General features: G+C 70.6%; 22 protein-coding genes. 12 read left to right on the top strand and 10 right to left on the bottom strand.

Going from position 1 to position 24,069, the window contains the following annotated elements; genetic code table 11:
* Positions 1-206: 206 nt before the first annotated feature.
* Entirely contained in the window at positions 207-2,384 is a 2,178-nt protein-coding gene (locus tag ACIQM4_RS04600; protein ID WP_401586145.1) for a discoidin domain-containing protein, read from the bottom strand.
* Positions 2,385-2,798: 414 nt separating this feature from the next.
* Here ACIQM4_RS04600 and ACIQM4_RS04595 point away from each other — a divergent pair, with 414 nt between their 5' ends.
* The 12 genes from ACIQM4_RS04595 to rfbA all read left to right on the top strand — a co-directional run bounded on the left by ACIQM4_RS04595 (position 2,799) and on the right by rfbA (position 15,188).
* Positions 2,799-3,989 (top strand): radical SAM protein, encoded by a 1,191-nt coding sequence (locus ACIQM4_RS04595; protein WP_401585848.1) that lies wholly within the window; start codon positions 2,799-2,801, stop codon positions 3,987-3,989.
* A gap of 17 nt (positions 3,990-4,006) precedes the next feature.
* Positions 4,007-4,384 carry an acyl carrier protein gene (locus tag ACIQM4_RS04590; protein ID WP_401585845.1) on the top strand — a complete coding sequence of 126 codons (378 nt, stop codon included), beginning with the start codon at positions 4,007-4,009 and terminating at the stop codon, positions 4,382-4,384.
* Positions 4,302-5,660 (top strand): hypothetical protein, encoded by a 1,359-nt coding sequence (locus tag ACIQM4_RS04585; RefSeq protein ID WP_401585842.1) that lies wholly within the window; start codon positions 4,302-4,304, stop codon positions 5,658-5,660. The genes ACIQM4_RS04590 and ACIQM4_RS04585 overlap by 83 nt, the downstream gene beginning before the upstream one ends.
* Entirely contained in the window at positions 5,657-6,661 is a 1,005-nt protein-coding gene (locus ACIQM4_RS04580; RefSeq protein ID WP_401585839.1) for a Gfo/Idh/MocA family protein, read from the top strand. The genes ACIQM4_RS04585 and ACIQM4_RS04580 overlap by 4 nt, the downstream gene beginning before the upstream one ends.
* The gene (locus ACIQM4_RS04575; protein WP_401585836.1) at positions 6,658-7,782 is read left to right on the top strand and encodes a hypothetical protein; all 1,125 of its coding nucleotides are present in this window, start codon (positions 6,658-6,660) and stop codon (positions 7,780-7,782) included. The genes ACIQM4_RS04580 and ACIQM4_RS04575 overlap by 4 nt, the downstream gene beginning before the upstream one ends.
* A 127-nt stretch (positions 7,783-7,909) precedes the next feature.
* The gene (locus tag ACIQM4_RS04570; protein WP_401585834.1) at positions 7,910-9,352 is read left to right on the top strand and encodes a condensation domain-containing protein; all 1,443 of its coding nucleotides are present in this window, start codon (positions 7,910-7,912) and stop codon (positions 9,350-9,352) included.
* A complete protein-coding gene (locus ACIQM4_RS04565; RefSeq protein WP_401585830.1) occupies positions 9,349-10,287 on the top strand; it encodes an ABC transporter ATP-binding protein in 939 nt (312 codons plus the stop codon). Before ACIQM4_RS04570 ends, ACIQM4_RS04565 begins: the two co-directional genes overlap by 4 nt.
* Before the next feature lie 9 nt (positions 10,288-10,296).
* Positions 10,297-11,067: an ABC transporter permease gene (locus ACIQM4_RS04560; protein WP_401585827.1), complete on the top strand. Its 771-nt coding sequence runs from the start codon at positions 10,297-10,299 to the stop codon at positions 11,065-11,067.
* Between the two features lie 42 nt (positions 11,068-11,109).
* The gene (locus ACIQM4_RS04555; RefSeq protein ID WP_401585824.1) at positions 11,110-11,934 is read left to right on the top strand and encodes an ABC transporter permease; all 825 of its coding nucleotides are present in this window, start codon (positions 11,110-11,112) and stop codon (positions 11,932-11,934) included.
* A gap of 53 nt (positions 11,935-11,987) precedes the next feature.
* The gene (locus tag ACIQM4_RS04550) at positions 11,988-13,172 is read left to right on the top strand and encodes an FAD-dependent oxidoreductase (protein WP_401585821.1); all 1,185 of its coding nucleotides are present in this window, start codon (positions 11,988-11,990) and stop codon (positions 13,170-13,172) included.
* A gap of 16 nt (positions 13,173-13,188) precedes the next feature.
* Entirely contained in the window at positions 13,189-14,310 is a 1,122-nt protein-coding gene (locus ACIQM4_RS04545; protein WP_401585818.1) for a phosphotransferase family protein, read from the top strand.
* The gene (gene rfbA / locus ACIQM4_RS04540; protein WP_401585815.1) at positions 14,307-15,188 is read left to right on the top strand and encodes a glucose-1-phosphate thymidylyltransferase RfbA; all 882 of its coding nucleotides are present in this window, start codon (positions 14,307-14,309) and stop codon (positions 15,186-15,188) included. Before ACIQM4_RS04545 ends, rfbA begins: the two co-directional genes overlap by 4 nt.
* A gap of 12 nt (positions 15,189-15,200) precedes the next feature.
* Here the strand turns inward: rfbA and ACIQM4_RS04535 are convergent, their stop codons facing one another.
* The 9 genes from ACIQM4_RS04535 to ACIQM4_RS04495 form a co-directional block, all read right to left on the bottom strand.
* Positions 15,201-16,241, bottom strand: coding sequence for a LacI family DNA-binding transcriptional regulator (locus ACIQM4_RS04535; RefSeq protein ID WP_401585813.1), 1,041 nt, complete (start codon positions 16,239-16,241; stop codon positions 15,201-15,203).
* A gap of 85 nt (positions 16,242-16,326) precedes the next feature.
* Positions 16,327-17,124 carry an inositol monophosphatase family protein gene (locus ACIQM4_RS04530; RefSeq protein ID WP_401585811.1) on the bottom strand — a complete coding sequence of 266 codons (798 nt, stop codon included), beginning with the start codon at positions 17,122-17,124 and terminating at the stop codon, positions 16,327-16,329.
* 104 nt (positions 17,125-17,228) lie between these two features.
* The gene (locus ACIQM4_RS04525; protein WP_401585809.1) at positions 17,229-17,510 is read right to left on the bottom strand and encodes a WhiB family transcriptional regulator; all 282 of its coding nucleotides are present in this window, start codon (positions 17,508-17,510) and stop codon (positions 17,229-17,231) included.
* Positions 17,511-17,765: 255 nt separating this feature from the next.
* A complete protein-coding gene (locus tag ACIQM4_RS04520; RefSeq protein ID WP_401585806.1) occupies positions 17,766-18,761 on the bottom strand; it encodes an ABC transporter substrate-binding protein in 996 nt (331 codons plus the stop codon).
* Between the two features lie 48 nt (positions 18,762-18,809).
* Positions 18,810-19,583 carry an ABC transporter ATP-binding protein gene (locus ACIQM4_RS04515; protein WP_401585803.1) on the bottom strand — a complete coding sequence of 258 codons (774 nt, stop codon included), beginning with the start codon at positions 19,581-19,583 and terminating at the stop codon, positions 18,810-18,812.
* A gap of 1 nt (position 19,584) precedes the next feature.
* On the bottom strand, positions 19,585-20,607 hold the full coding sequence (locus ACIQM4_RS04510) for a FecCD family ABC transporter permease (protein WP_401586143.1): 1,023 nt from the start codon (positions 20,605-20,607) through the stop codon (positions 19,585-19,587).
* A 71-nt stretch (positions 20,608-20,678) separates the two neighbouring features.
* On the bottom strand, positions 20,679-21,941 hold the full coding sequence (locus tag ACIQM4_RS04505) for an MFS transporter (RefSeq protein ID WP_401585801.1): 1,263 nt from the start codon (positions 21,939-21,941) through the stop codon (positions 20,679-20,681).
* A complete protein-coding gene (locus ACIQM4_RS04500) occupies positions 21,938-22,771 on the bottom strand; it encodes a Rossmann-like domain-containing protein (RefSeq protein WP_401585799.1) in 834 nt (277 codons plus the stop codon). Before ACIQM4_RS04500 ends, ACIQM4_RS04505 begins: the two co-directional genes overlap by 4 nt.
* A gap of 97 nt (positions 22,772-22,868) precedes the next feature.
* The gene (locus ACIQM4_RS04495) at positions 22,869-23,861 is read right to left on the bottom strand and encodes a pyridoxal-phosphate dependent enzyme (RefSeq protein WP_401585797.1); all 993 of its coding nucleotides are present in this window, start codon (positions 23,859-23,861) and stop codon (positions 22,869-22,871) included.
* Positions 23,862-24,069 lie beyond the last annotated feature (208 nt).

Genomic DNA, 24,069 nt, shown 5'->3' with positions numbered 1-24,069 from the left:
ACTGGACACGTGTGCTCCTGGCTTTCTCGTGACGCCGGGCGCCGGGGGGCCGGATCCGCCCGGCCCGGTGTGCGTGCGGCGCTTGTGGAGGGAGATGTACGGAGTTGCCGTGCGTGCCCTTCCGGGCCGGACCGCGGGGAAGCGAACGTTTGGCCCGGAAGGGAATCGAGGTCCTCACCGTCGTACGGCGGTGAGGCTTGGACGTCTCAGGGGAAGGAGACGACGGTGGACGGCACGGTCGAGGTGCCCGAGGGGATGGTGGAAGCCCCGGTGTCGTTGATGACGTGGTTGTAGTGGCCCATGCCGCCGAGCGAGACCACGAGGAGGCTGTGGAACTTCACCCCCGGCTTGACGGGTGCCTTGAAACCGTGGTCCTGGACGATGGTCGGGTCCACGTTGTAGTTGCAGTAGCTGCCCAGGCCCCACGCCTCGTGGGTGTTCACCGAGTCGTCGACGCGGTAGGCGGCGTAGCCCTTGGTGGCGCCGTTCTGGATGGCGGCCTGGTTCGGCGCGTCGTAGGCCTTCTCGTTCTGGTAGAAGATGGTCCGGCCGCGCTCGCCGTACCACTCGACGTCGTACTTGTTGAAGTGCTCCACGAAGAGACCGGTGGCCAGCACGTCGTCACCGTTGACGCGGACGCCGTAGTCGGCCCGGTTGGTCTCCCATCCCCAGCCCTCGCCGTGGTCGGCGCGCCACACCCAGGTGTGGTCGATGATGGCGTCGTCGCTGTTCACGACCACACTGGTGGTGGCCTTGCCCGCGCCTGCGCCGCCGACGCGGATGTAGACGTCCTGCACGGTGGTGGGGTTGGCGGCGTGGTCGGCGGCGGAGTCCTGGCCTCCGATTTCCAGCAGAGTCGGGGAGTTGACCGGTCCCGCGTCGATCAGGAAGCCGGCCAGGCGGACCCCGTCGACGTCGGCGACCTTCATCGCGGTGACGCCGTTGTCCGGGATGATCGTGGCCAGGCCGAGGCCCAGCACGATGGTGTTGGCGCGGTTCACGTTGATGGTCTGGTCGACGTGGTAGACGCCGGGTGTGAACAGCAGGTTCAGGCCCTGTGCCAGCGCCTGGTTGATCGTGGCGGCGGTGGCGCCCGGCTTGACCACGTAGAACTGGCTCAGCGGTACGGAGGTGCCGGCCGGGGTGCCGTTCGCCCAGGTGGTGCCGCGGGCGTTGGTGCGCTTGGCAGGCGCGAAGACCTTGTACTCGTTGCCGTCGAGGTAGAGGTAGGGCTTCTCCCGGGAGATCGGCGTGGTGTCCAACGTGGTGTATCGCGGCTCGGGGAAGCCGGTGGCCGGAGCACCCTCGACACCCGAGAAGGTCTGGTTCCAGACCGAGTTGGACCAGCCGCCGATCGAGCTGTCACGGGTGTACCACTGCTGCTGCGAGTAGTTGCCGACCTGGCCGTCGATCTTGCTGTCGGCGATGTAGCCGCCGCTGGCCCAGCCGTAGCCGTTGGGCGCCAGGTTGAGACCGCCCTTGACGTGCATCCGGCGGAAGGAGGCGGCCTGCGAGACCGCCCACCGGTTGGTGCCGCTGACCGGGTTGACGGTCAGGCCCTCCACCCCGCGCCAGAAGTTCTGGGTCGCGTTGCCGTTGAACCAGCCCGCGTCGACCGTGACGTCACCGTTGATGGTGGTGTCACCCGGGCGCAGGCCGAGACCCGCGACCTGGGTGTAGAAGCCGACCTGGGCATTGAGGTTGTTGTACGTGCCGGGCTTGAAGAGGAAGGCGTGCCGCCCGGTGCCGAACTGCGCGGACTCCTGCTCCTTGAACACCTGGTCCAGCTTGGCCTGGATGTCCGGGGTGGAAGGGTCCATGACGTGCACGTTGGGGCCGAGGTCGCCGCCGCCGGGCAGGACCGGGCCGACCTCGCCACCGCCGTACACCTGGAACTCCCAGAGTGAGTAGCCGTATCCGGTGGCACGGGTCACGCCCTGCATGCGCACGTACCGGGCCGTGCCGGAGACGGCGACGGTCTCGTTGCCGCCCGCGCCGGCCGCGGTCGAGTACGCCGTCGTCCAGTTGGTGCCGTCCGTCGACAGTTCGATCCGGTAGGCCTTGGCGTAGGCGCCCTCCCAGCGCAGCACCACCTGGTTGACGGCCACGGTGCTGCCGAGGTCGACCTGCAGCCACTGCGCGTCGGACGCGGCGCTCGACCAACGCGTGCCGAGGTTTCCGTCCACCGCTTCGGCCGCCGGAGTCCCGTAGTGCTCCTGGCTGGAAGCCGTGACGGTCTTGCCCTGCGACAGGAGCACAGGGGCCGCCTGCGCCGTCGTGGCCGGTACCACTGCGAGGAGTGTGGCGGCCAGAGCGGTGACGACGGCGCCCGCGAGGCTGCGTCGTACGCGCCCTCGGGCCGGCGGTCTGGCCGCCAGGGACATGCCAAATGTAGACATCTGGGGGGATCTCCTTGAACATGGGACAGGCGCTGGGGAGAGCGCTCTCCCGAACCATGCTCACCCTCCCAAGCCCCGTCAATATCTCTGACAAGCCTTTTCTTTCTGCTTGACTTAAGTGGCGATGAGTGCTGCCCGGGAGGGAGCGACCTCGTTACCGGCGGAACTCCCCATCGAGCAGCACGTTTTCAGCCGCCTGCCGGCGACCGAGCCTGTGCCCGCGACTTCGTCCACCCCGCGCCTCCGCCTGTCGCCCCTGCCGCCATGACCATCCGCAGCCATCTCCTCAAGTACCCATGTAATCAAGAGGCCTTGACCTCATTTTGAGCCACGACGTACTGTCGTGCGCATTCGGGAGAGCGCTCTCCCGCGTACCGAGCGGTACTCAAAGGAGGGCATGTGGTCACGCAGGGATCCCGTCCGGCCAGTTCGAAGAAGTTCACCGCGAAAGAGTTCGAGGATCTGCGCCACACGATCCAGATCAAGTCACTGGCGAACCGCGGCGTCCAGGAGGACCCCGCGTACGCGACCCCGGTGCCGAGGGAGATGAGCGTCCAGCTCACGTACAAGTGCAACCTGCGCTGCCTGCACTGCTACCAGTGGAGCGAAGACGGGTTCTTCAGGGACTTCTCGCACCAGAAGGCGCAGACGGAGATCCGTCCCGACCTCTTCCGCTCCCTGCTGGAGTACACCGACGGGCCCAGGTCCAAGATCTTCCTCTGGGGCGGCGAGCCCTTGATGCATTCGCGGTTCGACGAGGTCGCCCGGCTCCTGGAGGAGCATCCGCGGACGGTCAACATGTGTACGAACGGCTTGCTGCTCAAGCGCAACATCGACTCGCTGTTGCGCATCGGGGACGGGCTCAACCTGCTGATCAGCCTCGACGGCATCGGCGACGCCCACGACGCCCTGCGCGGCCGTGGGACGTTCCGGCGCACGCTCGACAACCTGGAGTTCATGCTCGGCCTCCGGCGCTCCGGGGAGTTCCGCGGTGAGATCTCGCTCTCCTGCATGGTCAGCGACGACACCGCGCCACACATGTACGAGTTCATGGAGTGGGCGGAGGAACGCGGCGTCAACACCGTCTACTTCCAGTTCCCCTGGTACATCAGCCCAGACGTGGCCGATGCGATGGACACCCTGTACGCCGAGCAGTTCTCCTGGCTCGGGTTGCTGGAGCCCGGCGCGAAGGGCACCTGGCACTCCTACAGTTACCGGCTCTCGGACGAGATGATCACGGTTGCACAGGACTCGATGCGGCGCCTGGCGGACCGGGTGTGGAGCTCACGGGTCCGCTACCAGCCCCAGGTCCGGGTGGACGAGGCACCGGACTTCCTGCGCGGTGCGACCGACCCGGCCCAAAAACGCCACCGCTGTCTCGCCGTCTCCAACCGGATGGAGATCCACGCGGACGGCAAGGTGAGTTCCTGCAAGTTCTTCCCCGAGTTCGTCATCGGCGACCTGACCGCACAGCGGCCCGAAGACATCTGGCAGGGGGACGCCTTCCGCCGCGTCCGCTCGACGCTCCAGCAGACCAGCCTGATGCCGGTGTGCTCGAAATGCATCCTCCTTTACCTCAACGGTGTCTGACCGAAGGGCCGATGAAGATGAGTGCGCTGCAACCACAGCTCCTGGACGTACTGGTGAGCACCCTGCGGGACGAGGGGCTTCCGACGGCGGAGGTCACCGCTGACACCCACCTCTTCGATCAGGCCGGTGTCGATTCGCTCCTGCTGATCTCCTTCCTCCTCGCGGTCGAGGCCGAACTGCAAAGACCGATCGACTTCGAGGCACTCGACTTCCGCGATCTGACCACCGTGCGCAGTCTGGCGACGGTCCTGGAGAACGCGGCCGACACCGATGTCCGCCAGGCCGACGCCGATGTCCACACAGTCGATCCCGATGCCCGCTCCGCCGATGCCGATGTCCGCCCGGCCGACGCCGATGTCCGCCCGGCCGATGCCGATGCCCACTCCGTTGCCTGAGGTGTCCAAGGTCCTCTTCGGCAGCCAGGACGCGGAACGCGCGTGGGAGCCTGCCCCGGACGGCGTCTTCCCCCCGGTGGCGGTGCACCTGTCGGCCGCCGTGCTCGCCTCGGCGGACGAGCTGCTCGTACTGGAGGGGCGTTCCGGCGACGAGGTGCTGTGCAACCGCAGGCCCCCTGCCGCCCTGCTCCGCCGGCTGCGCGCGCTGGGTTGCGCCGCCGAGGTGACCGAGGTCCCCGGGGATCCGGACACCGCGGTGGAGCACCGTCTCGCGGCGGGCGCCCTGCCCCCCGGCCACGCCCGGGGGCGCGCACCTGCTCCGTACGCCGTGGTGCCCTTCACGGCCGAGGCGGCACGGGCGCTGGGGGCTGTCGGTGAGACGGTACCGGCCGCCGTCGCGGCACGGGTCAACGGCAAGGCGTGGTCGAACGACTTCTGCCGGACGCGTCACCTGGCGGGCGTGGCGGCTGCGGTCAGGACCGCCCCCGAGCTTGCGGCGGCCGCGTCGGCGATCGAGGGGCCCCTGGTGCTCAAGAGCCCTTACGGGGTGGCCGGACGCGGTGCGTCGGTCATCCGGGACAGACGTCAGCTGGCATCGTTCGCACGTCGGTTGTCGCAGCGTCGCGACCAGGACACGGCGGGCCTGCTGGTCCAGCCGTACTACCGGCGGGTGCTCGACTTCTCGGCCCACCTCGACGTGGGAAGGGACGGCCGTGTCGGTGTCGTCGGATTTCGCGGGATGACCAACCGGGGGCTGGCGTTCGCGTCGTCGGACACCCTCGCGCCGGAGGAGCGTCGACGGCTCGCGGACGACGGTAGGTACCGTGCCGTCCTCACGGACCTCGGCACGGCGCTTGCCGCGGCCGGCTACCACGGGCCGGTGAGTGTCGACGGACTCCTGACCGACGACGGACTGCTGGTGCCGGTGCTGGACGTCAACGCCCGTCATTCGATGGGACGTTACGGTCTGTCGCTGGAGCGGCTCTGTGCGGACCGGTGCCGGGTGGTGGGCCTGTACACGGCCGGCGTGCGGGTGGGGGTGCCGTACGAGCAGGCCTACGAGTTGATCAGTGACGCGCTCGCGCACCAAGGGCTACTCTGGGAAGGTACCGGCCCTGGTGCCACCTGCCTCACCGCGGGCACCCTCCAACAGCCCTCCGGAAGACTGTACTTCGCCGCCCACGCCGACAGCGCGCGGGAGGCCGGGGAGGTCGCCGCCGCGGTCCGGGGCGTCCTCGGCGCGGGCGCACCACCGTGGGCGGGGAGCGCCGGATGATGCGCATCGGGCTGATCGGAGCCACCGGGATCGCGGTGCGGGCGGTGCTGAAGCCTGCGCTGCGGCGTTCTGACACGGTGGTCGTGGCGATCGCCGCGACCGACGTGGCGCGCGCCCGCGGCATGGCCGCGGAACACGGAATTGCGCGGGTGCACCCGGATTACGCCGCGGTCCTGGCGGATCCGGAGGTGGACGCGGTCTATGTCTCGACCCATCCCGCGGCCCATGCAGCCCTGGTGCTGGCGGCCCTCAGGGCGGGCAAGCACGTACTTGTGGAGAAGCCCTTCTGTCTGGGAGCCCGGGAGGCGGAGCTGCTCTCGATGGCCCGCAGCCGGGCCGGTCTGGCGTTGACGGAGGCGGTGATGACCGCCCATCACCCGTGGCAGGACTCGCTGGCCGCACTCGCCTCCGGGAACGGGCTCGGCCCCCTGCGGGAGGTGCGGACGTTCGTGCGTTTCGCGCGCTCGGCACGGCCCGGGTACCGGGCGTGGCCCGAGCTGGGCGGTGGCGCCTTCCACGACGTGGCGCCGTACTGGCTGCAGATGCTGCAACGGACCCGCGGGCTTGACGCGTGCGCGACCGGGAGGTCCGCGTTCGGCGGTCCGGCGGACACCGACACGGCGTTCAGCGCGTGCCTGACCTACGGGGACGGGGTGCAGGCGACGCTCGACTGCGCCCTGGAGGGCCCGTACCGCGCCTCCCACGAGTTCGTGTACGCGAGCGGCTCGGTCCTGGTGCGGGATTTCCTGCTCCCCGCGGCGGGCCGGCTGCGGCTCAACCTCCTGGTCCGGCGGCAGGACTCGGCTCCTCTGGTCACGACCTTCGAACCGGTCGACCTGTACGCGCGACAACTCGCCGCGTTCGTACGGTGTGTCGGCTCCGGCGGCGCGGGCGACGGCCTGGCGGAAGCCGTCGAGCGCGCGCACCGGACCGAGGAGATGTACGTACAGGCGCTGAGGACGGCTCAGCGGCCCCTCGTGGCCGAGAGGGGCTCGCTGTGATCGCCGTTCTCACCTCGGGTGTGGCACTGGGCGTGCACGTCCCGGGTCTGCTGCTGCGGCAACGGCTCGCCGAGCACGGGGTGCCGGCCGCCGTGTACGTGCTGGAGGCGTACTGGGAGCAAGCCGACCGGGACCGGCTGGCGCGGTCGCGAGAGGTGTTCCAGCGTGACTTCCGCATCGCGCTCGCCACCCAGCGGTTGCGTCGCAGACACGACGAGCTGGTGCCGGCCGAGGCCAGGCAGCGGGTCTTCGCCGCGTGGCAGGCGGCCGGGGTGACCCGGTTCGTGGTGCTCTCCGGTTTCTGGCTCCCCGTCGTCGAGGCGTACGTTCGGGAGACCGGGCGCGAGGTGGCGGTCGACACCTGCCATCTGGACTCGGTGGACTCCCCTTCCTTCGCACCGTACGACCGTCGGGCGAGCGGGCATCGTGCCGTCCGGCTGATGGACCACGCGGCCGGTCGTCTGCCGTGGACGATTCCGGTCACCTCCCGGCCGCCGGTGCCCTGGGCGCAGCGCGGGGACCGGGTGCTGGTGCACGGCGGCGGGTGGAGTCTGGGCACCTACCGGCAGGCCGCCGGACGGCTGCGCGCGGCGGGCCACCGGGTCGATCTCGTCCTGGGCGGTGCGGACGCCGCTCCACCGGGCGGGGTCGGGCCGGACACCGGCCCGGTCGCCGGGGCAGGGCCGCAGGTCCGATGTTTCCGGATCGATCCCCGCTGGAACGCCTGGGACGACGCGGGCTTCCCGCCCCTGTGCCGGGTGGGAAGCGGCGCGGCGGACGGCCGGGACGGTGCCCGGTGGCTTTCGGGGGACGGCCTGACGCACCCCTCGTTCACGCTGACCCGCGAGGCTCGGGCGACGGTCAGCAAGCCCGGCGGGGGCTCCTTGCTGGACGGCTTGTGGGCCGCGACCCCCTCGGTGCTCCTGGAGCCCTTCGGTGCGCACGAGGAGCGGAACGCGGAGCTGTGGCTCCGTCTCGGTCTGGGGGTTCGCCTGGAGACCTGGCAGGACTCCGGACACTCCACCGAGCTGCTGCACGACCTGCACCGGCGGGCCCTGTGGATGCGCGACCGGATTCCGGACTACGCGCGGAGCCTTGCCTCGGGGCCGCCCGTTCCTTGACGTGATCCCCGGCCCCGGCGCGCTCTCACCCCGTCCCCATCCCCGTCTCGCTGCCCCTGCCCCCGCCAACTTCAACGCCCCCGCCAACTTCAACGCCCACGCCCACGCCCACGAGAAGAGACCTTCCATGGAACCTGACGTCCGGGAGATCCCGTTCGCCGCCCGGTCCGGTGGCACCGGCCCTCTCACCTGGTCCCAGCAGGACATGCTCGGCGTCATGCGGGCACTGCCCGGCCGGTACGTCCACTTCAACATGACCTTCTCCGTCCGGTTGCCGCCCGGTACGTCCCTCGACGAGGTCGCGACCGCCCTGCGGTTGTCGACCGAGCGGCACGAGGCGCTGCGGACCACCGTCTCCGGTATCGCCTCCGGGCCTGCCGAGCAGTTGGTGCACAGGTCGGGCACTCTGCGGCTACGTCTGCACCGGTTCGCCGGGACGCCCGACGCAGCCGCGTCTAAGGCGGTGTCCCGGCTCGGTCGCCGTACACCGGTCGGCTGTCCGGGCGACGAACCGTACCGAAGTGATCTCCTGCTGGCGGACGGCCGGCCGCACACTCTCGTCCTCACCTGCAACCACCTCATCCTCGACGGGTTCAGCGTGCCGGTTCTGTGCGACGAGGTCCTGCGCCGGCTCGACGGTGCGGACCTGCCGCCTGTACCGCAGTCCCCGCGGGAGCGGGCGCGGTTCGAGCAGGGGCCCGGCGGACTGGCCCAGAGCGCCCGCGGTCTGCGCGCTGCGGAACGCGCGCTGCGTGCGGCGCCGGACACACCACTGAGACGGACGGAGAATGCGGGGCAACCGCCGTTCTGGTGGGGGCGGATGCGCTCCCCCGCGTTGGCGGGAGCGCTGCGTCTGCTGGCCGAGCGCTACTCGGTACCGACCTCCGCGGTCCTGATCGGCATCGCGGGAACGTTGCTCGCCGAGGATCGGGAGGCGTTCGCCTTCTCGTTGATCACCTCCAACAGGTTCTCGCCGCAGCTCCGCCGCTCCCTGGGCTGCTACTTCCAGCCGGTGCCGGTCACCGTGCGTGCGGACCGCGCCAGTTTCGCCGAGACGTCCCGGCGCGTCGCCGCGGCGGCCGCGCAGGCCGGGCTGAACGGCCAGTTCGACCCGGCCGCGCTGGAGAAGCTGACCGACCTGGTCGAGTCCGGTACGGGACGTGTGCTGCGCCCGCTGCCCGTCCTCAACATCCAGAACTGCACGGTCGGCCCCGAGGGGCTTTCCGCGCGGGAGACCCGGCGCCTGTTGCCGCGGAGCACCTACGAGAGCACCGGTCTGACCGGTATGGAGGACGCCGGCCTCTATCTCAACGCGACGGCCCGCGACGGAACGCTGGAACTCGTCCTGCGCACGGACACCTCCAGGATGTCCCCGGCAGCAGGTGAGCTGTACCTGCGCGGGATCGAGCAGGGCGCGCTGACCTTGCTGGACAGCGACGGTCCCGTGCGGTTCGGTGCGGGCGGCGCCGCCCTTGCGCCGGTTGCGTTCGTCCCCGCTCCCGGCCTTCAGTTCTGCTCCTGCGCCACGCACGAGGTCGCGGAACCGGTGCGTGCGGAGGCCGCCTCATGAGCGGTGAACCCTCGTCGGACGTCCTGGTGCACGCCTCGCAACTGACCAAGCGCTACCGGGACCTCACCGCCGTCGACGGCGTGGACTTCTCGGTGCGGCGCGGCGAGACCTTCGGCTTCCTGGGGCCCAACGGTGCAGGCAAGTCCTCACTGATGCGCATGATCGGCTGCGTGTCCCCGGTCACCGGCGGCACCCTGCGGGTACTGGGAGCCGATCCAGCTCGGGACGGCTCACGCATCCGGGCGCGGCTCGGTGTCGTGCCGCAGGAGGACAACCTCGACGACGAGGTGACCGTACGGGAGAACCTGCTGATCTTCGGCCGGTACTTCGGTCTGCCGCGCCGGACGGCCAGGGAACGCGCCGCCGAGCTGCTGGAGTTCGCCCAGCTCGGCGACAAGGCGGCGGAGTCGGTGCAGGCGCTCTCCGGCGGGATGAAACGGCGTCTGACCATCGCCCGTTCCATGATCAACTCTCCTGAGATCCTCCTGCTTGACGAACCGACCACCGGGCTGGACCCCCAGGCGCGCCACGTGTTGTGGGAACGCCTCTACCAGCTGAAGCGGCAGGGCGTCACACAGCTCCTCACGACCCACTACATGGACGAGGCGGAACAGCTCTGCGACCGCCTGGTGGTGATGGACCACGGCAAGATCGTCGCAACGGGCTCACCGAGCGCCCTGATCTCCCGGTACACCACCCGCGAGGTGCTGGAGCTGCGCTTCGCGGCCGGCCGGGCCGAGGCCGAGCAACGTGTCGTAGGTCTGGCCGAGCGGGTCGAGCAGCTTCCCGACCGGGTACTCCTCTACACCGAGGACGGCGAGGCCACGCTGTCCAAGGTGCACGGCGTCGGACTGAGCCCGGTCGCCTCCCTGGTACGGCGGGCAACGCTGGAGGACGTCTTCCTCACCCTCACCGGCCGAACCCTGGTGGACTGAGGTGACCCGATGACCCTGGCCCTGCGCGAACTCTCCCACCTGCTGTTGAACTACCGCCGCACCTGGCGCGGTTCCGTCGTCTCCACCATCGCCGTCCCGGTCGTCTACCTGCTCGCGATGGCGTACGGCATGGACCCCTTGCTCGACGGGCACTGGGCTCCCTCCGCCGGTTCAGGCGGGTACCTGGAGTTCGTCGGACCCGGCCTGCTCGCCGCGACCGCCATGCAGGTCGGCGTCATCGAGGCGACATACCCGGTGTACGGCGGAGCCACCTGGCACCGGCACTACTACGCGGTCGCCAACACCCCGTTGCGGCCTGCCGACATCTTCCACGGGCAGTTGCTGTTCATCGCCGTGCGCCTGCTCATCAGTTCCGGGGCCTTCCTGCTGGCCCTGACGGCGTTCGGCGCGGGCCGCTCGCCGTGGGCCCCGGCGATCCTGCCCGTGGCGGTACTCGTCGGGCTTGCGTTCGCCGCTCCGGTGGCCGCGTACACGGTGACGTTGCGCAAGGACGCGCCGATCGGCCTGCTGACCCGCTTCGTGGTACTGCCGATGTTCCTCTTCTCCGGCACGTTCTACCCCGTCGACCAGCTGCCGGCACCGCTGGAAGCCCTGGTCGAGGCTTCCCCGCTGCACATGGGGGTCGAGCTGTGCCGCGACCTCGGCCAGGGTGTACCGGCCTGGGGCAGCGCCCTGCCGCGAGTCGGCTGCCTCCTCACCCTGGTCCTGGTGGGCGCGCTCGTCGGACGCAGGACGTTCCGGCAGCGCCTGCACCACTGATCCCCCCCTTTCCGCACCAGGCCCGAGCGCCGAGGAGACACAGTGAACACCTTGACGGAAGCGGCCGGTCCCGCCCGCACCACGCCACCGCGCGGCTTCACCGCCACCCGCCGTCCACTGGCGCTGGTGGAGCGGTACCTGGTGGTGAACCGGCACGCCTGGCTGGTGGTCGTGGCCGGGATCGTCGAGCCGGTGCTCTATCTGCTGTCGATGGGGCTCGGGCTGGGCGCCCTGGTCGGCCAGGTCGACATCCAGGGCGGCCGGGCGGTCGAGTACGCCGCCTTCGTGGCGCCCGGTCTGCTCGCGTCGTCCGCCATGACCGGCTCCCTGACCGACGTCACCAACACGTTCTTCTTCAAACTGAGGTTCGGCAAGTTCTACGACGCGCTGCTCACCACCCCGTTGACGCCGATGGACGTGGCGCTCGGCGAGGTCGTGTGGGCGCTGCTGCGCGGCGGCCTCTACGGGCTGGGGTTCATGGCGGTGATGACCGCCCTGGACCTGCCCAGCTCGCCGTGGTTCCTGGCGGCGTTCCCCGCGACGCTGCTGATCGGCTGGGCCTTCGCCGCCACCGGTCTCGCGGCCACCACGTTCTTCACCAGCTGGCAGCACCTGGAGTACGTCGTGCTGGTCACCCTGCCGATGTTCCTCTTCTCCACGACCTTCTACCCCCTGGACGTCTACCCCGCCCCGGTCGAGGCCGTCGTCGTCGCCACCCCGCTCTACCAGGCCGTCGAGCTGCTGCGCGGGCTCTCGTTGGGCGAGGTGGGGCCCGGCCTGCTCGGCAATGCCGCCTATCTGGCCGCGATGGGCGCCATCGGACTGTTCGTGGCCAACCGGCGGCTGGGCCGGCTGCTCTACCGCTGACCGGCGGGGCCGGCCCGGCCGGCGCAGGCACCGCAGAGAGAAACGAGACCACCGTGTTCGAACCGACCGCACTCATCATCGGCGCGGGCATCTCCGGCCCGGCCCTGGCCCTGTTCCTGCAGGACGCCGGTTACGCCGTCACCGTCACCGAGGCCCGCACACCCGAAAGCCCGGACGCCCGCTGGTACTTCAACCTCGGCCCTGGCGGCCGTACGGTCCTCGGCCTGCTCGGCGTCCTCCCGGAGGTCGACCGGATCGGTGTGCCCACGGACCGGATCGTCTTCCTGGACCACCGCGGACACGAACTGGGCCACAACCCCGCGGCGAGCACCCTGATCAGACGGGACCTCCTCTCGGCGCTCCTGCGGGAGACGGCGGCCCGCGCCGGGATCCGCTTCCGGTACGGCTCCCGGCTGCTCGGCGTCGATCCGTGCCCGGGCCCGGCGACGCCTCGCGCCCGGCCCGTCGCGCACTTCGCCGACGGCACCTCGACGGAGGCGGACCTCGTCGTCGGGTGCGACGGGATCCACTCGGCGGTCCGGCAGTCACTCCTGCCCGGCGGGCCGCGCCCGCGCTTCACCGAAGTGATCGACGGCGGTGGCACCGCCCGTCCCGCCGAGCCCCTGCCGTACGACGGGATCATGCGGCTGACCTTCGGCCGACGTGCCTTCTTCGGTTACCAGACCCTCCCCGACGGCACGGTCGCCTGGTTCCAGAACACCCGCACCCCCTGCCCCGGCACCCGGCAGGAGCCCGGCGGCATCCCGTTGGCGCGCTGGCGCCACCATCTCCTCCAGCTGCACGGCGAGGACCACTCCCCCATCCCCGGGATCATCACAGCCGCCTCCGGCCCGCTGCACCGCTGGCCCGTGCACGAGCTGCCCTCCCTGCCGGTGTGGAGCCACGGGCCGGTCGGCGTGATCGGGGACGCGGCACACGCCATGGCACCCCATGACGGGCAGGGCGCCTCGATGGCGCTGGAGGACGCCCTCGTACTGGCGGAGTGCCTGCGCGGCGGCGAAGACCCGGCGCGGGCGCTGCACCGGTTCCAGGTGCTGCGCCGTGAGCGGGTGGAGACGATCGCCCGGCAGTCGACGCGGACCGGACGGCAGAAGTTTCCCGCGACGGAACGGGCCAGGCAGGTCCGTGACCAACTGCTCCCGCACCTCCTGGCACAAGGCGTCCAGAGCGCGATGCGCGCCGACTCGTTCGTCCGGGCCGGCGGGGAACGACGATGACGGAAAGGGCCGCGCGATGAAGTTCGACCTGCACGAGGACGAGGTACGCGCGGCCGTCGCGCACTCCCTCGGCACCGACGCCCGCGTCACGCGGATCGAGGCACTGGAGGGCGGCACGTTCAACTCCGCCTACCGCATCACCCTGACGGGCACCGGCGAACGTACGGTCGTCCTGAAGGTGTCCCCTCCCCCGGGCACCCCGCTCATGACGTACGAGTACGGCATCATGCGCACGGAGGCGCAGTACTACACCCGGCTCGAAGCGGTTCCCGACGTGCCGGCGCCGCGGTTGATCGCCGCGGATTTCGACCGGGTCGTCATCGACAGCGACTACCTGCTGATGACCCATCTGGAGGGCACGCCCTGGAACGTGCTGCGCCCCGGCATCGACGCACGGGACCGGGCCAGGCTCCGTGCGGATCTCGGCGGCACGATCGGGCGGCTGCACTGCCTGCGGGGCGACGGCTTCGGCTACCCCCAACGCGGGACACCGGCCACCGGCGCCGGCTGGCGTACCGCCTTCGAGGGCATGGTGCGGGACGTGTGCGCGGACGCCCGCCGTTACCGGGTGGCCCTTCCGGTGGACACCGGCCACGTCCTCGGCCTGGTGTCCCGGTGGGGCGCTCTGCTCGACGAGGTGACCGTGCCCACCCTGGTCCACTTCGACCTGTGGGACGGCAACGTCCTGTTGACCGAGCGCAACGGCCGTCCGGAAATCAGCGGGCTCATCGACGGGGAGCGGGCCTTCTGGGGTGACCCCCTCGCCGACCTGGTGGCTCCCGCCCTGTTCGACGACATCGCCCGGGACCCCGCCTTCCTCGCCCGGTACCGCTCCCTCACCGGCGGACCGGACCGGTTGACCCGGGACGAACACCGGCGCATCGCGCTCTACCGGATCTATCTCGCCCTGATCGTCCTGATCGAGGCGACGCCCCGGGGGTACGTTCCGGCCGACCGCGCAGCGCTCGACGAACGTGCCAGGGCGGACCTGTTCACCGCCATGGCACTGCTCCGTCAGCGTCGCCGCGGCGGCGGGCTCCCCGCAGCCGGCCCGCCCCCGGGCGCCACGGCGGTCGACTCCCCCGGCGACGGACGGTCGGTCCCGCCCGTGAACCATGAAGGCGGCGCGAGCCTGTGAAGGGGATCCTGCTGGCAGGCGGCAGCGGCACGCGCCTGCACCCTCTCACCCACGCGGTGTCCAAACAACTGCTGCCCGTCTACGACAAGCCGATGGTGTACTACCCGCTGTCCGTGCTGATGCTCGCCGGCATCCGCGACATCCTGCTCATCTCCTCACCGCGGCATCTCGACATGTTCCAGGCCTTGTTGGGGGACGGTAGCCGGATCGGCCTCGCACTGTCCTACGCCGAGCAGCAGGACGACGGCGGCATCGCCGAGGCGTTCACGGTCGGCGCCGACCACATCGGGGACGACTCCGTGACCCTGATCCTCGGCGACAACGTCTTCCACGGGCCGGGCTTCTCCACGTTGCTGCACGAGCAGTTGCGGAACGTCGAAGGAGCGGTGCTGTTCGGGTACCGGGTGACCGACCCCGAACGGTACGGGGTGGCCGAGACCGACATCCACGGGCGACTCCTGTCGATCGAGGAGAAGCCCGCCTGCCCACGCTCCGACCTGGCGGTCACCGGCCTGTACGCCTACAGCAACGACGTGGTCGACATCGCCAAGAACCTCCGGCCCTCCGCGCGCGGGGAACTGGAGATCACCGACGTCAACCGGGTCTATCTGCACCAGGGGCGTGCCCGGCTGACCGTCCTGGGCCGCGGGTTCGCCTGGCTGGACACCGGCACGTACGACTCGTTGCTCCAGGCGTCGAGTTACGTGCAGCTGCTGGAGAAGAGGCAGGGCACCCGCATCGCGTGCCTGGAGGAGATCGCCTTCCGGATGGGCTTCATCAGCCGCGCCGAATGCCACGAACTCGGACTCGGGCTCGCGCAGACGTCGTACGGGAGGTATTTGATGGAGATTGCCGAAGGGCCGGTCAAGGCCACCTGAGACAGCGGTGGTTCACGCCGATTCCCGGACCACGAGTTCCGCGTCGAAGACGACCGACCTGGGCTGCGGCTGCCCGCCCTCGATCTGCTCCTGCAGGAGCCGCGCCATCGTGGCGGCCATCTCCTCCATCGGCTGGCGGACCGTGGTCAGCGGCGGCCGGCAGGTGAGCGCCGGGCCCGAGTCGTCGAACCCGATCACCGCCACGTCGTCCGGCACCCGTCTGCCGGCTTCGCGCAGGGTCCGGCACACACCTTGCGCCATCAGGTCGTTGGCCGCGAAGACCCCGTCAATGTCACCGTCCTCGGCGAGCAGACGGGCCATCGCCGCCGCGCCGCTGTCCTCGGTGAAGCCGCCCTCCGCCGTCAGGACGTGCGGTTGGCCGTGCCGGGCCATCGCGTCCTGGAAGCCGGTCAGCCGCTCCTGAGCGGTCGACAGGTCCAGCGGGCCCGTGACGGTGGCGACCCGACGGCAGCCGCGGGCCAGCAGCTTCTCGGCGGCCAGCCGCGCGCCCTCTTTGTGCGCCACGTCCACGTAGCTGACCGGCGCGGACAGCGCAGGACGGCCGAACAGCACGCACGGGATGCGCTCCGCGGCCAGCAGGGCCGGCAGCGGGTCCCCGGCGTGGGTGGAGAAGATCAGCGCACCGTCCGCCCTGCCCTGCCGTAGGTACGCGACCACGTCCTGGCGCGCGGCATCGGTCTCGGCGAACATCAGCACCGGGTACATCGAACGGGGGCGCAGGAAGCCGACGACACCGCTGACCACCCGGCCGAAGAACGGGTCGCCGAGCACCTGGGCGGCGAACCGGTTCTGGGCGCTCTCCGACTCGTCACCCGCCCCGGAGACCACCAGGGCGACGGTCTCCGTCCGTCGGGTCACCAGTGACCGCGCGGCACGGTTCGGCGCGTAGCCGGTCCGTTCGATCGCGCCGCGCACCGCGTCCTGGATCGTCGGGTCCACGTTGCGGATGCCGTTGACGACCCGGGACACAGTCGCGCGGGAGACGCCTGCCTCCCGCGCGACATCCTCAAGGGTGGGCGCCTGTCTGGTCATGCCGGTACCCTATCCGCGCTCCTTGCACGGTCCTCGCCCGCACCGGCCGTTGCCGGCGGCCACGCCCGCCTGTGCGGTCACAGCCCTAGCTCCGGCTGCGGATCATCCGCATCAGCTGCTCGTGGCTCTCGGCATCAGCGGCCACCACAAGCCCGCGGCCTCCCTGCCCGATGGGGAAGCCGTCGATTCCGGTGACCACGCAGCCGGCGGCCCGGCACACAGCGATACCGGCGGCAAAATGCACGCTCCCGGAGAGGTCACCACCATCGGTGACGTACGCGGCGCGCTTGCCGGCCGCGACCCAGGCCAACGCCAGCGTCGTGGACACCACCCGCGGCCGGAACCGTTCGACGAACTCGGGGTGGGCCAGCAGGTCCACGGCCCGGAACCCGGGCGCGCTCGGGAACGGCGGATCCAGGTTGACGTCCACCAGCTGGGTGGCCGGCGTGGGCGCCAGGGGCTCATCGACCCCGTCGAGCCGCACCCGAGCGGTCGCACCGTCGGTGAAGAAAACCTCCCCGCTGAACGGGTCGGCCACGGCCGCCGCCCCCTCCCGCAGCGCCACGTTGACAGCCACCAACATGTTGCCGACGGCGTAGTTCAGCGTGCCGCACAAGGGATCCACCAGCCAGCGGCGCACAGCGCCCGCCGCACCCTGCTGCCCGCTCTCCTCGCCGAGCACCGCGTCATCGGGCCGAGCAGCACGGATGACGACGAGGATCGTCTTCTCGGCCTCCACATCGGCGGCGGTGGCAAAGTCCCCGGCGCCCTTGTCGATGTGGACGAGCCGCCGGCCGTACATGTTGCGCACCACATCCGCGCCTGCACTCGCCCCAGCTATCGCGACCTCAGCATCGTCGGAACTCGCGTATGAGTTGATCACGCCGTGCAGAATATTGCGCCGGCAGCTGACCGTCGACCCAGCCGAAACCGACGCGCTCGCCTGAAACGGTGCCTTGTGCGGTGAGCCGGAGGAGTGCGCGCAGGTTATCTGCTCGCCCTGAGTCGCGCGGCCAGGGCCCGGCGTTCCCGTGCCGAGAGACCGCCCCAGATTCCTTCCGGGACCTTGTGGTCCATGGCCCATTGCCGACACCGCAGGCGAACCGCGCACTGTGCGCAGATTCGCTTGGCCCGTAGTTCTTCGGTGTCGGCGGTTTCGGATGCGCCGACGGGAAAGAACACCTCGGGGTCAGCGTCCACGCACAAAGCTTCCCGCTGCCATCTGCGATCTTCCGCAATGCGGCGCGGTACTTTGGGAATTCGGCTCATGGGACAACCCCCTTGATCCTGGCCCGGCACAACCTCGCGGGTGTTCCAGGCTCCGTGACGGTGCGCTTCGCCGGTCGGTCCGGCTGTCTCCAGCCTTGTGAAGCGCGGCGGGACGGGCAATGCGTCCAAGGTCCCTGACGGGAGGGACCATCGGCCCGTGCCTTTCCCACCGCCCGGTAAGTGGCGACGGCACGCGGCACGCGTGTCAGGGATGAGGCAGGACACCGGAGCACAGTGGTGATCGCAGATCGAAGGTCAGCGCTTCAGCTCCCGTAGGTACGTGCCGAACTTCTCCAGGCCGTCGACGTTGCGCGGCCCGCTGATGCCCTCGTTGTAGTTGAGGACGAAGAAGTTGTTCTTCTTCACGGCGGGCAGCTCCCTGGTGTGCGGGGACTTCTTCAGGAACTCGATCTTCTTCTTCGCCGGCTGGTCGCCGTAGTCGAAGATGATGACGACCTCGGGCTCGGCCCGGGTGACGGCCTCCCAGTTGACCTGCGTCCAGCGCTCGTCGAGCCCGTCGAAGATGTTTCTGCCGCCCGCCGTTCTGATGATGTCGTTCGGTGGGACCTGGCTGCCCGCCGTGAAGGGCTGGTCGGCGCCGGAGTCGTAGAGGAAGACCGGCACGGGGTCGCCACCAGGCGCCTTCTGCTTGACGGCCGCCACCCGCTTCTTCAGGTCGCTCACGACCCGGTCGGCCTTCTTCTCGACGCGGAAGATCTTCCCGAGCCGTTCCAGGTCGCTGTAGAGCGCGTTGAACGGTGTCTCCTTCTGCGGGTACTTCGGGTAGTTGAAGCAGCTCTCCGTGTGCATGAAGCTCTGGATGCCGAGCTTGTCGAGGATCTTCGGGGTGATGCCGCGCTGGTCGCTGAAGCCGGAGTTCCAGCCGGCGACGACGAGGTCCGACTTGGCCTGCACGACGATCTCCTTGTTGAGCAGGTCGTCGCTGAGCATCTTGACCTTCGCGTACTCCGACGCCCAGGGCGACCTGCTCACCGGCGGGTTGGCGGGCGGCATCACATACCCGTGAACGTGCTCGGTGAGACCGAGGCTGAACAGCTTGTCGGCGCTTCCGCCCTCGTACGCCACGGCGCGCCGGGGCACCTTGTACGGGACCGACTCGCCGCATCGCTTGACGGTGACCTCCTCGGACGCCTCGGTGCCGGCTTCCGCGTCGAGTTCAGCGCCGCAGCCGCTCAGCAGCAGTACGGCCGCGAGCGCGGACCCGAGAGCGAGGGGCCTGATGTGTGACATGGGGAGGGAGCCTTTCGGTGGTGTTCCCGCGGGGTGCGCGGGACCGGGTCAGATGGAGGGGTGGAGCGCGTAGAGGAGCTGGGGGCCGCCCGTGAGCGGATGCGGCACGACGGTCGCCTTCACCCCGAACACGTCGGCGACGAGGCTCTCGGTGAGGACGTCGGCAGGCGGTCCCGAGGCCACCAGGCACCCCTCGGACAGGACCCCGATCCGGTCGCAGGCGGCCGCGGCGAGGTTCAGGTCGTGCAGGACGACCAGCACGGTGAGGCCGGCGCCCCGCAGGTGCGAGAGCATCTCGATCTGGTGGCGCACGTCGAGGTGGTTGGTCGGCTCGTCCAGGACGAGCACCCGCGGCTCCTGGACGAGGGCGCGGGCGAGCAGGACGCGCTGGCGTTCCCCGCCGGACAGGGTCAGGACGCCGCGCCTGGCGAGGTCGAGGATGTCGAGCCGTTCCATCGCCCTCGCACACAACTCCCGTTCGCGTCCGCTGAGCGGCTGGTTGCCGCGCTGGTGCGGGGCACGGCCGAGCGCGACGACCTCCTCGACGGTGAAGTCGAGGCCCACGGCACCGTCCTGCGTCATGGCGGCGACGAGCTGCGCGTTGCGCCGCATCGACAGGTGGGCGATGTCGTCCCCGCCCACGCGGACGGTGCCGGAGGCCGGGCGCAGCGCGCGGTACACGCAGCGCAGCGCGGTCGACTTCCCGCTGCCGTTGGGGCCGACGAGGCCGACGACCTCGCCGCTGCCGACGTCGAGCGACAGTTCTCGTACGAGGCTCTTGCCGTCGATGTCGACGCCGAGCCCCTCGATCCGCAGATCCATCTCAACGTCCTCCGAACACATGGGCCTTGCGGCGCATCAGCGTGATGAACACCGGCACTCCGACGAGCGCGGTGATGACACCCAGCGGCAGCTCGCGCGGGGCGACCAACGTGCGGGACAGCAGATCGACCCAGACCATGAAGACCGCGCCGACGAGCGGGGCGACGGCGAGGACCCGGGCGTGCCCGGCGCCGACGACCATGCGCACCAGGTGCGGCATGACGAGCCCGACGAAGCTGATGGCGCCGCTGACCGCGACCACCACGCCGGTGATCAGCGAGACGAGCACGAGCAGGGTCCTGCGGTGCCGGTCGGGGCTCAGGCCGAGGCTCGCCGCCGTCTCGTCGCCGAGCGCGAGCACGTCCAGCGCCCTGCTGTGGCGGTACAGCACGAGGCCGCCGAGCAGCACGACGGTGGCGACGAGCGGCAGCACCCCCCAACTGGCCGTGCCGAAACCGCCCATGGTCCAGTACAGGACCGTGCTGGTCGCCTCGCTGTCCGGTGCGAAGTAGATGATCACGCTCATGACGGCCTGGAAGCCCAGCGACATGGCGACGCCGGTCAGGACGAGCCGCAGGGGGGAGAGCACCCCCCGGCTCGACGAGGCGGCGTACACGAGGAACGACGCGACGAGCGCGCCGAGGAACGCGCCGGCCGAGACGGCGTACACGCCGAGCGCGGCCAGCCCGCCGGTGACCGTCACGCCGACGGCACCCACCGACGCCCCCGAGGAGACGCCGAGGACGAAGGGGTCGGCGAGGGCGTTTCGCACCATCGCCTGGATGGCAACGCCAACGGCGCTCAGCCCGGCTCCCACGAGCGCGGCGAGCAGCACCCTCGGCGCCCGGATCTGCCAGATGATCTGGTAGGTCGTCGTCTCGTCGGCGCCGATCCGCCCGCCGGTGAACCCCGCCCAGAGATAGCGGGCGGTCTCGGCGGGCGTCACGAAGGCGGCGCCGAGCCCGATGGCGACGACCCCGGAGGCCGTCAGCACCAAGAGGAGCGCCGTACAGGTCAGGGCCAGCGCCGTGGGCGAGGCGAGCCGCTCACGCACGCCTGCCCGGGCCGGCGCGGGCGGCACCTCAGCGACGGCGCTCACGAGGCCTCCGCCCCGTCACCGCTTGCGGGGGCGCGCGGCACCCACAGGGCCGCGCCGAGCGCCGCGACGACCAGCGCCCCGAACACAGCGGCGGTCCCGGGATAGCCGGCGAGGCCGAGCCCCGCGCCACCCAGTGCCGCGCCGACGAACACGCCGAGGCTCTGGCCTGCGGCGTTGAGGCTCAGCGCCGCACCGCGCAGCGACGTCCCGCAGCGGCGGACGATGATGCTGACCACGCACGCGGCGACGATCGCATGGCTCGCCGCGTGCAGCGCGGTCAGGGTGAGGGCGAGCGGCAGCCAGTGCGTGAAGTAGAAGCCCACCACGCAGACGAGGGCGGCGACGAGCCCGAGGGCGAGCAGTCGCTCCGTGGTGACGCGCGGCGCACGGGAGTTGGTGACCTTGCCGGTGAGCAGGTTGGAGACGAAGAACCCGGCGCCGCTCAGTGTCCATACGAAGGCGAAGAGACCGGCGTCGAGGTCGAACCGCTGCTCGTAGAAGGCCGCGAGATAGGAGAGGTAACCCATGAAGACGGCGGTGCGCAGGAATCCGATCGACAGCAGCGGCACCATGCCGCGCACCGCAGCCAGTGCCCTGAACGAGGCGAGGTAGCCCAGGCGTTGACGGGCGGGCGTGCCCGCCGTGGCCGTCTGCTTCTCTCGGCGGGCCACGAGGACCACCGCGAGAAGCAGCGCCACGGCCGTCACGCCGAACAGGTCGCCCTGCCAGCCCCAGAACAGTGCGGGCAGCGCTATGACGGGCGCCGCCAGCATGGCGGTCATCGACTGGACGGCGGTGACCAGGGTCGCGGCGCGCCCGGCGGCCTTGCCGGTGCCGTAGCGGTCGGCGGCGGCGGCTGTCAGCGCCGGGTTCAGGACGGCCGTACTGGCGCCGACCAGCAGGCAGAACACCGCGAGCAGGACGAACTGGCCGCCGGCGCCGATGGCGGCCGAGAGGCCGAGCGCGGTGAGGGCGCCCGCCGCCGCCCACTCCTTGGGCACCCGGTCGATCAGCGGTGCCAGCGCGGTGCCCACCAGGAGGGCCGCGAGACCGCCGAGTCCGCGCAGGCCGCCCGTCACGGCGACGCCGCTGCCGGCCTCGCCGGCGATCGGAACGAGGTAGGTGCTGAAGACCGTGAACGGCAGCAGGCCGACCGCGGAGGCGAGCAGCACCGGCCACAGGGTGCGGGCCATGCGCAGATCGCCCGGCACCGCTTCCTCCGCGGGCCCGTCGGTGTCCTTGGTGGCGTCGACGCTCACGCGGCCGCTCCGTTCGCGAGAGGGGCGCGGTAGCGGTACATCGGGGTGGCGTCGGCGCTGAACTGGGAGAAGGTGAAGGGCTCCGCGTTCAGCCCGGTGACGCCGGCGCCGAGGAAGGCGCGGGCGACGGCGCTGCCGCTCTGGGCGTAGACGGTCAACGGCACCTGGTGTCCGGCACAGTGCTGGAGGATCAGGTCGAAGGTGCCGTTGCTGAGGGTCATGCCGGTGGCGACCACCGCGTCGGCCTCGGCGAGGACCTCGGTCATGTCGTCGGTGACGGGTTCGCCCCACGCGGTCGTCCGCAGGTTGAGGTCGCAGGGCAGACAGACGCCGCCCCGCTCCCGTATGGCCGCGACCAGCGGATTGACCACGCCGATCAGGGCGACCTTGGCGCCGGGCGCGATGTCGAGGAGCCCCGACACGGCCGCGTCGCGCGCCTCGGCGCGGACCTCCGGGGTGCCGGTGGGCAGCATGACGCGTTCGGCGTCGTGGGCGTCGCGGTGCGGGCGTACCCGTGCCAGGTAGGCGTCGAGCGCCGCGGTGCGCACCGGTGTCGACTCGTCGCGCAGCAGCTTGTCGAGGGAGAGGCCGGAGGCGTTCTCGCAGAACCGGGGGGCGAGTTCGCCCGCCTCGAAGGAGCAGGCACCGAAGGCGTCGCCGACGCGGAGCAGCAGGTAGTGGTTGTGGTACGTGACGTTGCCGCTCGCCAACCGGGTGGTGTGGTAGAGCCAGAACGCGCTGGTGACGGTCAGCTCGGCGGGGGCGGGGCCGTGGACGCCCGCGAGGACGGCATCGGTCAGTTCGGCGACGGTACGGGGTGAGGACGTCATGTGGGGTTCTTTCTGGGATCGCCGGATGGTTCGGGCGGGTTCACGAGGTGGTCTCAGGGGGAGGCGGGTGGCCAGGCGGTGGTGGCCCACGGTTGCCTCAGGGGGCGACGGGTGGCCAGGCGGTGGTGGCCCACGGTTGCCTCAGTTCGCCGAGCGAGGTGATCTCGTGCGGCTTCAAGGTGTCGATGTCCAGGGCCCGTTCGTGCCGGGCGTAGGCGTTGTCGACGTAACGGTGGCCGGTGTCGGCGGCGATGAAGACGTAGTGGCGGGAGGCGTCCCTACGCCGTTCCCACAGCGCGCTCAGGTAGGCGGCGCCTGCCGAGAGCCCGGCGAAGACGCCGCCGGCGCGCAGCAGGGAGACCGCCCCGGACACGGCGTGGTCGAAGTTCACCCAGTGCACGCGGTCGTAGAGCTCGTGCCGTACGTTCCGGAACGTGATGGCGCTGCCGATCCCGGCGATGATCATGTCGGGGTCCGAGACGTGCTCGGAGCCGAAGGTGACGCTGCCGAAGGGCTGGACGCCGATGAGCGTCACGTCCCGCCCGGCCTCGCGCAGATAGGTGGCGAGGGCGCCGGTCGAGGCGCCCGAGCCCACGCCGCCGACCAGCGCGAGGGGGCCCGCCGGAAGGTCCTCGTCGATCGACCCGGCGACCTCGCGGTAGCCGTGGTAGTGGATCTCGTCGTGGTACTGCCTCATCCAGTGGTACGAGGGGTTCGCGGCCAGGATCTCGGCGATGCGGCGCACCCGCAACTCCTGGTCCAGGCGCAGGTTCTGGGAGGGTGCGACCTGCTCCAGCGTGGCGCCGAGTATCTCCAGCTGCACCCGCGTCGTTCGGTCCACGGTCGTGGAGCCGACGATGTGGCACTGCATGCCGTAGCGATGGCAGGCGAGCGCCAGGGCCTGGGCGTAGATGCCGCTGGAGCTGTCGATGAGCGTGTCGCCGGGTGCGACGGCGCCGGTGTCGAGGAGGTGGCGGACGGCTCCGAGAGCCGAGTAGATCTTCATGGTCTCGAACCGCAGGCAGGCCAGATCCGGTTCGAGGGATATGAGATCCGGTTTCTTCACCGCTTCGGCGATGTGTGCGTGCATGGCGGGACCCCCCGGTAGGGACGTGAGAGCAGGAGAGGCCGGGGCGGTGAGGCCCCGGGACGCCGAGAGCATCACACTAGATGAAAATGATTGTCAAGAGCGAGTAGGGTCGCCACACTGGTCCATGGGGCGGGGCGCCGTGTGTGCCCCGCCGTGTCGAGAGGAGTCGCGTGAAGCTGTCCCAGGAGGCCGGTGCGAAGGTTTGCCC

Source organism: Streptomyces sp. NPDC091272 (genome assembly GCF_044757485.1).
Taxonomy (GTDB): Bacteria; Actinomycetota; Actinomycetes; order Streptomycetales; family Streptomycetaceae; genus Streptomyces.
This window is presented reverse-complemented; position numbering and strand designations above follow the sequence as displayed.

Coding starts and splice junctions, on each gene's coding strand:
- ACIQM4_RS04560 (WP_401585827.1), top strand. CDS start 10,297: ATGACCCTGGCCCTGCGCGAACTCTCCCACCTGCTGTTGAACTACCGC.
- ACIQM4_RS04565 (WP_401585830.1), top strand. CDS start 9,349: ATGAGCGGTGAACCCTCGTCGGACGTCCTGGTGCACGCCTCGCAACTG.
- ACIQM4_RS04545 (WP_401585818.1), top strand. CDS start 13,189: ATGAAGTTCGACCTGCACGAGGACGAGGTACGCGCGGCCGTCGCGCAC.
- ACIQM4_RS04520 (WP_401585806.1), bottom strand. CDS start 18,761: ATGTCACACATCAGGCCCCTCGCTCTCGGGTCCGCGCTCGCGGCCGTA.
- ACIQM4_RS04580 (WP_401585839.1), top strand. CDS start 5,657: ATGATGCGCATCGGGCTGATCGGAGCCACCGGGATCGCGGTGCGGGCG.
- ACIQM4_RS04500 (WP_401585799.1), bottom strand. CDS start 22,771: ATGACGTCCTCACCCCGTACCGTCGCCGAACTGACCGATGCCGTCCTC.
- ACIQM4_RS04590 (WP_401585845.1), top strand. CDS start 4,007: ATGAGTGCGCTGCAACCACAGCTCCTGGACGTACTGGTGAGCACCCTG.
- ACIQM4_RS04495 (WP_401585797.1), bottom strand. CDS start 23,861: ATGCACGCACACATCGCCGAAGCGGTGAAGAAACCGGATCTCATATCC.
- ACIQM4_RS04570 (WP_401585834.1), top strand. CDS start 7,910: ATGGAACCTGACGTCCGGGAGATCCCGTTCGCCGCCCGGTCCGGTGGC.
- ACIQM4_RS04525 (WP_401585809.1), bottom strand. CDS start 17,510: ATGAGCCGAATTCCCAAAGTACCGCGCCGCATTGCGGAAGATCGCAGA.
- ACIQM4_RS04535 (WP_401585813.1), bottom strand. CDS start 16,241: ATGACCAGACAGGCGCCCACCCTTGAGGATGTCGCGCGGGAGGCAGGC.
- ACIQM4_RS04600 (WP_401586145.1), bottom strand. CDS start 2,384: ATGTCCCTGGCGGCCAGACCGCCGGCCCGAGGGCGCGTACGACGCAGC.
- ACIQM4_RS04515 (WP_401585803.1), bottom strand. CDS start 19,583: ATGGATCTGCGGATCGAGGGGCTCGGCGTCGACATCGACGGCAAGAGC.
- ACIQM4_RS04585 (WP_401585842.1), top strand. CDS start 4,302: ATGCCCGCTCCGCCGATGCCGATGTCCGCCCGGCCGACGCCGATGTCC.